Origin of the sequence: Pseudomonas helleri, assembly GCF_009600315.1 — a bacterium.
GTDB lineage: Bacteria > Pseudomonadota > Gammaproteobacteria > Pseudomonadales > Pseudomonadaceae > Aquipseudomonas > Aquipseudomonas helleri_A.
Map to the genome: position 1 here is coordinate 1 of NZ_WIWC01000073.1, position 5,490 is coordinate 5,490.

Here is a 5,490-nt window from a genome sequence, read left to right on the forward strand (position 1 = left end):
CTTGGCCCGATCGCGGCTGGCTCGGCGTCCTGCCTCGCCACCCCCATAACAGCACCTGCGTTCAGCCTCCTGTGAGGCGCCTCAGAGTTGGTTTCACGTTTCGGTGGCAGCAGTGAGATCGTTTTAAAAGCTAAAAGCTAAAAGCTTGAGGCTTGAAGCTAGACGTTACCCCTTCGCAACCACCCCCGGCCTAAGCACCAACCACAACGCCACGGCAATCAACACCCCGCCATACACATGGGCCATCGACAGCGGCTCGCCCAGAAACAACGCGCCCCAGAGCACGCCAAACGGCGGAATCATAAACGTCACTGTCATCGACTTGACGGGCCCAATACTGGTCAGCAACCGGAAATACAAAATGTACGCAAATGCCGTACACCCCAACCCAAGCCCCAACAACGACAACCAGACACTCATCCCGCCCCAGCTGACAGGCGGCTGATTAACCACGCTGAGTGCAAACAGCGGCAGCAAGAACAACGTGGCCCCCAGCATGCTGCCCAACGCTGACAAACGTGGGTCCAGGCCGCCTTGCTGATCCAGCCAGCGGCGTGCGAGAAACCCGGCAAAGCCATAACAGGTCGTGGCCAGCAAGCAGGCGAGGGCGCCCATCAGCAAATCCAGATCGAAGGCTACCGGCCCGGCACGGGTCAAAACGCCCACACCCAACAGCCCTAAAAACACCCCGGCCAGTTTAGTCAGGGTCAGTTTTTCACTGAAAAACAAGCCGCCAATCAACACGCCCATCAGCGGCGTCGTCGCGTTGAAAATAGCCGAGTAACCCGCTGGCAACACTTGGGCCGCCACCGAGTACAGCGTGGCCGGAATGCCGGAGTTGATGACCCCGAGGATCAAAATGACCTTGAATTTGCCATCAAAATTCCAGCGCACCCGCATCAGTGCCAGCATCACCAGCAAGCCGGTGGCGGCAATGGACACGCGAAAAAACGCAGTAGGTACAGTCCCGAGAACCGGAGCGATGATGCGCATAAACAAAAAGCTGGCGCCCCAAATACCCGCCAACGACAGCATTCGGACAATATCGGCAAGTCTCACGGCAGTTTCCCAACAAGGTTCAAGCCGGGCAGTGTAAGTGATGCCGGGATTCAGGTGAGTCGGATTTTCACCGTAATGGTGAGCATGAGCATGTGAGTCGAATCGCAATCAGGCGTCATCCAACCTTACAGATTCGTGCACAACCGTGTAAATCTGCGACAATCCGCCCCCTGCCTTTACCAAGACTACTGCGCACCTGATGACTGACGAATCGCCTGCTATCGACCAACTCTTGAAAAACCTCGATCACGCCATGATTGCCGACCGGCACAAGTTGCGCCGGCAGTTGCATGAACTGCGCAAAAAGCCTGATGACGCCAAGTTGGCCGCATGGGCAGAGCGCGTGCAGGCGTCGTGCGAACAGGTCAAGGCGCGGGCGGCGAGTGTGCCGTTGATTCGTTATGACGAAAATCTGCCGATTGCCGCCAAGCGCGACGAGATCAAGGCCGCGCTGCTCAAGCATCAGGTGCTGATTCTGGCCGGTGAAACCGGCTCGGGTAAGACCACCCAGTTGCCGAAAATCTGCCTGGAAATTGGCCGGGGCCAGCATGGCTTGATTGGTCATACGCAGCCGCGCCGGATTGCCGCGCGCAGTGTGGCCAGCCGGGTGGCTGAAGAACTGGCCACGCCGCTGGGCGCGTTGGTCGGTTATCAGGTGCGGTTTGAGGATCAAAGCGATTCCAACACGCTGGTCAAGTTGATGACGGACGGTATATTGCTGGCCGAAACCCAGCACGACCGTTATCTGGAACGCTATGACACGATCATTGTCGACGAGGCCCATGAGCGCAGCCTGAACATCGATTTCCTGCTGGGTTATTTGAAAATCCTGTTGCCGCGTCGCCCCGATCTGAAAGTCATCATCACCTCGGCGACCATCGATCTTGAGCGTTTTTCCAAGCACTTTGACGATGCACCGATTGTTGAGGTGTCAGGCCGTACCTTCCCGGTCGAGACCTGGTATCGCCCGCTGACCAGCGAGCAAGACGAGGAGGGCAACAGCGTCGAGGAGGATTTGAGCGTCGATCAGGCAATCCTCGCCACCCTCGATGAGATTGCCGCCTTCGAGCGCAGCGAGCGCAAAAGCCCCGGCGATGTGCTGGTATTTTTGCCTGGCGAGCGCGAAATTCGTGACGCCGCCGACATGCTGCGCAAAGCCCAGCTCAAGCACACTGAAATCCTGCCTCTATATGCACGTCTGACGCCTGCCGAACAGCAGCGGATTTTTCAGTCCCATGCCGGGCGCCGTGTGGTGCTCGCGACCAACGTCGCCGAAACCTCGTTGACGGTGCCGGGCATCCGGTATGTGATCGACAGCGGCACGGCGCGTATCAGCCGTTACAGTTATCGGGCCAAGGTTCAGCGGCTGCCGATTGAGGCCATTTCCCAAGCCAGTGCCAATCAGCGTAAAGGTCGATGCGGGCGGGTTGAGCCAGGTATTTGCGTGCGCTTGTACAGCGAAGAGGATTTCAACGGGCGACCCGAGTTTACCGATCCGGAGATTCTGCGTACCAACCTGGCCGCCGTTATCTTGCAAATGTTGCACCTGCGTCTGGGCGAAATTACCCAGTTTCCTTTTATCGAGCCGCCGGATGGCAAGGCGATTACTGACGGTTTTAACCTGCTGCAAGAGTTGTCAGCGGTTAACCGTGAGAATCAGCTGACGCCCTTGGGCCGCCAATTGGCGCGCTTGCCGGTCGACCCGCGGATGGGTCGTATGTTGCTGGAGGCGGCCAAGCTGGGCAGCTTGCAGGAAGTGTTGATCGTTGCCAGCGCCATGTCGGTGCAAGACCCGCGTGAACGTCCGCCCGAGCGTCAGCAAGCCGCGGATCAGGCGCACGCGCAATGGAAAGATGTCGACTCCGATTTTGCCGCGCTGATCAATGTCTGGCGTGGCTTTGAAGAGCAGCGTCAAGCGTTGACCGCCAGCCCGTTGCGTAACTGGTGTCGAAAGAATTTCCTCAACTACTTGCGGTTGCGCGAATGGCGCGACTCGCACCGTCAATTGAGTCTGATCTGCCGCGACATGCAGCTCAGCGTCAATAAAGAGCCAGCGGATTACCCTAAACTGCATAAGGCGGTGTTGTCCGGCTTGCTCAGTCAGATCGGGCAAAAGACTGAGGACGGCGATTACCTTGGCGCGCGTCAGCGCCGGTTCTGGATACATCCGTCATCGGGCCTGGGTAAAAAACGCCCGCAATGGTTGATGACCGCCGAGTTGGTGGAAACGACCAAACTGTATGCGCGTATGGTCGCCAAAATCGAACCGGACTGGATTGAGCCACTGGCCGGGCACTTGATCAAAAAGAATTACTTCGAGCCACACTGGGAGAAGAAGCGCGGGCAAGTGGTGGCCTACGAGCAGATCACCCTGTTCGGCTTGATCGTAGTCGGTCGCCGTGCCGTGCATTACGGGCCGATTGATCCGGTACTGTCCCGTGAGCTGTTTATCCGCGAAGGCTTGGTGCGGGGCGAAATTCAGTCACGGGCCAAGTGTTTGACGGCCAACGCCAAGTTGCTCGAACAGCTCGACGAATTGGAAGCCAAGGCCCGGCGCCGCGACATTCTGGCGGACGAAGAAACCCTGTACGCGTTTTACGATGCACGGCTTCCGGCTGAGATCCATCAGACCGCGACTTTTGACAGCTGGTATCGCGTCAACAGTCAGAAAGACCCGCAGTTGCTGATCATGCGCGAGGAGGATGTGCTGGCCCGTGAAGCCACTGAAATCACCGCGCAGCATTTCCCGGACACTCTGCATCTTGGCGACCTGACCCTTGAGCTGAGCTACCACTTTGAACCGAACCATCCCCGTGACGGGGTAACGGTCAAAGTGCCTGCGCCGTTGCTGCCGGTATTGCCGCCTGAGCGTCTGGAGTGGTTGGTGCCGGGCATGATCGAGGCCAAATGCATTGCACTGGTGCGCAGTCTGCCCAAGGCGTTGCGTAAAAACTTTGTGCCCGTGCCGGACTTTGTCAAAGCGGCCTTGCAGCGCATGACCTTTGCAGAAGGCTCGTTGCCTCAGGCATTGGGTCGCGAGTTGTTGCGCATGACCGGCGCTCGGGTCAGTGATGAAGCCTGGGCCGAAGCGGCGCAGCAGGTCGAAAATCACCTGAAAATGAACCTTGAAATTGTCGATGGCGACGGTAAGTTTCTCGGCGAAGGCCGTGATCTGGCCGAGTTGACGGCGCGCTTCGCGCAAGCCAGTCAGGCGGCGCTAGCGGTGCCGCAAACGGCAAAGAGCCAGCAGCCGGTCGAGGCCAAGGTGTTTGCACCCGTGGCAGAAAAAACCCAGCAGAAGATCGCGGGCTTATCGATGACGGTGTACCCGGCGCTGGTGGAAGAGGGCAATACAGTCAAGGAAGGGCGCTTTTCGACCCCGGCTGAAGCGGAGTACCAACACCGCCGTGCCTTGCAGCGCTTATTGATGCAGCAACTGGCCGAGCCCGCCAAGTTCTTGCGCGGCAAACTGCCGGGCCTGACCGAGCTGGGCTTGCTGTACCGCGAGTTGGGACGGGTCGAGAGTCTGGTCGAAGACATTCTGCTGGCCAGCCTGGATTCGTGCATCCTCGACGGTGAAGCGAGTTTGCCCCGTGACGGTGCCGGACTGGCGTCACTGGCTGAGCGTAAGCGCGCAGGCTGGACCGAGCACGCTGAAAAACTGGCCAGGCTGACGCTGGAGATTCTCAAACTGTGGCATGGCCTGCAAAAACGCTTCAAGGGCAAGATTGATCTGGCTCAGGCGGTGGCCTTGAATGACATCAAGCAGCAATTGAGTCATCTGGTTTACCCGGGGTTTGTTCGTGAAACCCCGGCGATGTGGCTCAAGGAGCTGCCGCGCTATCTGAAAGCGATTGAACTGCGATTGGAAAAACTGCCAAGTCAGGTGCAGAAAGACCGGGTCTGGAGTGGCGAACTGAGTGGTTTGTGGGCGCAGTATCAGGCCCGGGCTACCAAACATGCCCAGGAAGGCAAACGTGATCCGCAACTGGAGCTATACCGCTGGTGGCTGGAAGAGTACCGCGTGTCGCTGTTTGGTCAGCAACTGGGCACCAAAGTGCCGATTTCGGACAAGCGTTTAAGCAAGCAATGGAGTCTGGTGGAGGCATAGCGAGAAACCCCAACCCTGTAGTCGCTGACGAGGAACGAAGGCTGCGATCTGCGGCAAAGCCGCGGTAAAACCTGACACGCCGAGGTGATCTGTTTTGCGACCGCTTCGCGCTCGATCGCAGCCTTCGTCAGCGCAAGCATGATCCCCAGCGAGTTTTTGATCTGGCTTGTGATCTGGCTTTTGACTTGGCTGTTGATCTGCCGCCCCATCGGGAGGCCGAGTGGAGGTTTTGCGGAGTGGGTGGACCGGCATGGATGCCGGGAGAGCCGTGTTGGGCCAAGGATGGCCCGTCACGGCGTGCCCACGGAGCGGGACCGGAG

2 protein-coding genes are annotated in these 5,490 nt (G+C 58.5%); one reads left to right on the forward strand and one right to left on the reverse strand.

Features of this window, described 5'->3' with window-relative positions:
- Positions 1 to 165: 165 nt before the first annotated feature.
- Positions 166 to 1,059, reverse strand: a complete 894-nt coding sequence (locus tag GHN86_RS22700; RefSeq protein WP_323369629.1) for a DMT family transporter — start codon at positions 1,057 to 1,059, stop codon at positions 166 to 168.
- Positions 1,060 to 1,258: 199 nt separating this feature from the next.
- On the opposite strand from GHN86_RS22700, the gene hrpA reads away from it, so the two are divergent.
- Entirely contained in the window at positions 1,259 to 5,170 is a 3,912-nt protein-coding gene (gene hrpA, locus GHN86_RS22705; protein ID WP_153383161.1) for an ATP-dependent RNA helicase HrpA, read from the forward strand.
- Positions 5,171 to 5,490: the final 320 nt, after the last annotated feature.